Source organism: Methylophaga sp. UBA4204, assembly GCF_002379485.1.
In the GTDB taxonomy this organism is placed as follows: Bacteria; Pseudomonadota; Gammaproteobacteria; order Nitrosococcales; family Methylophagaceae; genus Methylophaga.
On the sequence record NZ_DFTU01000093.1, the window covers coordinates 3549 to 6674 of the forward strand.

Annotated in this window: 4 protein-coding genes and 1 other RNA gene; 3 read left to right on the forward strand and 2 right to left on the reverse strand. The window is 45.4% G+C overall.

Annotated features, from left to right (window positions below; genetic code table 11):
• Both ssrA and smpB read right to left on the reverse strand, forming a co-directional pair.
• Positions 1–342, reverse strand: a transfer-messenger RNA (tmRNA) gene (gene ssrA, locus B3182_RS13910).
• Positions 343–405: 63 nt separating this feature from the next.
• On the reverse strand, positions 406–882 hold the full coding sequence (gene smpB, locus B3182_RS13915) for an SsrA-binding protein SmpB (protein WP_292357723.1): 477 nt from the start codon (positions 880–882) through the stop codon (positions 406–408).
• A gap of 92 nt (positions 883–974) precedes the next feature.
• On the opposite strand from smpB, the gene B3182_RS13920 reads away from it, so the two are divergent.
• From B3182_RS13920 to B3182_RS13930, 3 genes are all read left to right on the forward strand, one after another.
• Positions 975–2351 (forward strand): sodium-dependent transporter, encoded by a 1377-nt coding sequence (locus B3182_RS13920; RefSeq protein ID WP_292357530.1) that lies wholly within the window; start codon positions 975–977, stop codon positions 2349–2351.
• A 32-nt stretch (positions 2352–2383) separates the two neighbouring features.
• Entirely contained in the window at positions 2384–2824 is a 441-nt protein-coding gene (locus B3182_RS13925; RefSeq protein WP_292357532.1) for a type II toxin-antitoxin system RatA family toxin, read from the forward strand.
• Positions 2811–3126, forward strand: a 316-nt coding sequence (locus tag B3182_RS13930; RefSeq protein WP_292753151.1) for an RnfH family protein, incomplete at its 3' end; no start/stop codon positions are given. The genes B3182_RS13925 and B3182_RS13930, both read left to right, overlap by 14 nt.

Sequence of the window (3126 nt, forward strand, 5' to 3'; positions counted from 1 at the left end):
GCGGGAATCGAACCCGCGTCCGCGAATCCTCTGCCTTCAGCTCTACATGCTTATTTCATCTATTAATTTAACTTCAAGCTACCCGATGAACAGGGAAAACATGAAGCGATCTTGTTAGGTTTTAGTCAATCAGTACCAAGCATACGTCAAGACGATCTTGTGAGAGTCGACGCCCGATACCAGACGCACAAGCACGGATCTGGTCGGACGGCATTCACTGGTTATTAAGCAGCTAGTGCGTAGTTGTTATCGTTAGCAACTATATTTTTCCAATCTTTTTTACGAGAAGAACTGGAGTACTCGGCATGCACCTTAGGTTTCGTAACCCGCGTCGAAGCCAGGTCGCCCCCAAAGTTTGTTGTACGTTAGTCATTATACGGATTTTAAAGTTCCGTGACGATCTCTTTAAATATTTTTAAACAGTCGTTCTTTATCACGCTGCCAATCACGTTCTTTCATGGTGGCGCGTTTGTCGTGCATTTGCTTGCCTTTAGCCAATGCAATTTCGACCTTGGCCTTGCCCCGCTTCCAATACATGGCAAGGGGGATCAATGTGTAGCCTTTGCGCTCAACTGCGCCAATCAGCTTATTTAGCTCGTTACGATTGAGCAGCAGTTTACGGTCGCGTTGGGGTTCTGGAACGACGTGAGTGGAAGCTGTTTTCAATGCGGTAATTAATGCATTGGCTAACCAGGCTTCGCCATGACGAATCAGCACGTAGCTATCACTCAGCTGAGCTTTGCCTTCACGTAAGCTTTTGACTTCCCAACCCTCCAGCACCAAACCCGCCTCGAATTTTTCTTCTATAAAAAATTCATGACGCGCTTTCCGGTTACGGGCGATAGTGTTATCTGTGTTTTGTGGTTTTTTCTTGGTGGCCATCGCGGCATTATACATGGGCAGATTGCTGCTTGGCTTGAGCATTTTAGGAAATTCGCCCAGAATCGAGACTATTTATTTTTAATGAGTGTGATATGAGTAGACCGTTAAAATCGGTTCATGGTGAGTGGACATCACGCTGGGCCTTCATTCTCGCAGCAACGGGGGCGGCTGTTGGCCTCGGAAATATCTGGAAATTTCCCTATATCGCTGGGGAATATGGCGGCGGCGCATTTGTTCTGGTTTATCTTGCCTGTATCTTTGCCATCGGTGTTCCCATCATGATGGCGGAAATTCTGATTGGTCGACGCGGTCGACAAAACCCTTTTAACAGTCTGGCCAGTCTGGCTGAAGAAGAAAAAGCCTCATCCCTGTGGAAATATCTTGGTTTCGCTGGCGTTTTGGCCGGCTTTTTAATCCTTTCTTATTACAGCGTGATTGCCGGTCAGGCAATTGCTTATGTTCCTCGCTTATTGTTTGGGGTATTTGAAGGTGTGACGGCTGATGGTGCGCGGAACTTACATCTGTCGTTAGTGAAAGATCCAGAAAAACTTTTAGCCTGGCATACGATTTTTATGATGCTGACCATGATGATTGTCAGTCGTGGTGTACAACATGGTCTGGAAAAATCAGTACGCTTTTTAATGCCCTCTTTATTTTTAATCCTGCTGATTCTGGTCGCTTATGCTTATCAAACCGGGGTGTATTTTGATCAAGCGGTAAACTTTATGTTCAAACCGGATTTTTCCAAGCTGACCACTGAGGGTATTCTAACGGCGATGGGACATGCGTTTTTCACGCTAAGCCTGGGCATGGGTGCCATTATGGTTTATGGTTCGTACCTGCCCCAGAAAGCCTCTATTTTTAAAGTCTCTCTGGCGATTTCCTTTATGGATACGGCTGTGGCGATCCTGGCTGGATTGGCGATTTTTCCATTGGTGTTTGCCAATGAAATGTCACCCGGCGCCGGACCAAGTCTGATTTTTGAAACGCTGCCCATTGCCTTTGGTCATATGGAGAATGGCGCATTTTTTGGTGCCATGTTCTTTTTGTTGCTGGTATTTGCAGCTCTGAGTTCAGCGATTTCATTGGTCGAGCCGGTGGTCACCTGGCTGGTCGAAAACTTTGAGATAAAACGGCTTAATGCCTGCATCTGGGTGGGTATATTGGTCTGGCTGTTAGGGCTGTTAAGCTTGTTCTCATTTAATCTGTTGAAAGACTGGACTTGGTTTGATATGACAGCCTTTGAGTTGCTGGATTATCTGACTGCCAATATTATGTTGCCTTTGGGCGGCATGCTCATTGCGATATTTGCCGGATGGATCATGTCGCAACGCAGTACTCAGGAAGAGCTGGGGATTAAATCCAACCTGATTTATCACGAATGGCGCTTTTTGGTTCGTTATGTCACACCAATAGCGATTTTTGTTGTATTCGTAAGTTTGACGGGCGTATTGGATTTCATCTTTTGATTACATTGATTAGAGGTCAGTAGAAATACTCAATGACAACAATTACGCGCAGTTCACTGGTGATGTATTCGCCGGACCAGATGTTTGATCTGGTCAACGATGTGGAAGCTTACCCAAGTTTTCTTCCCTGGTGCCGTGACAGTAAAATTATCAGTAAGAATGATAAGGTGATTTGTGCCACGCTGGATATTGCAAAAGGGGGTATTCATCATGAATTTTCTACCCGCAATACACTGCAACATGGTGAATCCATCCGTATTGAGCTGATTGATGGTCCATTCCGTCATTTAGAAGGATTCTGGCAGTTCAGTCCGATTGGGGATAATGAAGGCTGCCGGGTACAGCTGGATATGGATTTTGAATTTTCCACCCGTTTGCTGGATTTGGCATTGGGTCCGGTATTCACTCAGATATCCGGTTCATTAGTTGAAGCTTTTTGTGTACGAGCCAGAGAAATTTATGGAACACGCTAACGCTGAATTAATCACCGTAGAAGTGGCCTACGCCCTGCCGGATGAACAGGTGATTTTGTCATTGGAAGTTCCGGATAACACTACTGTGGAACAAGCCGTTAAACGCTCCGGTATTCTGGAACGTTATCCACAAATCAATCTTGAAACAGATAAAGTCGGGATTTTCGGCAAAATCTGTAAGTTGAATGCCACGCTCAGTCCAAAAGATCGCATTGAGATCTATCGTCCCTTGATTGCAGATCCCAAAGAATCACGTCGGCAAAAGGCTGAGATGGAAAAGAAAAATAAAACTGCAGAAGCCA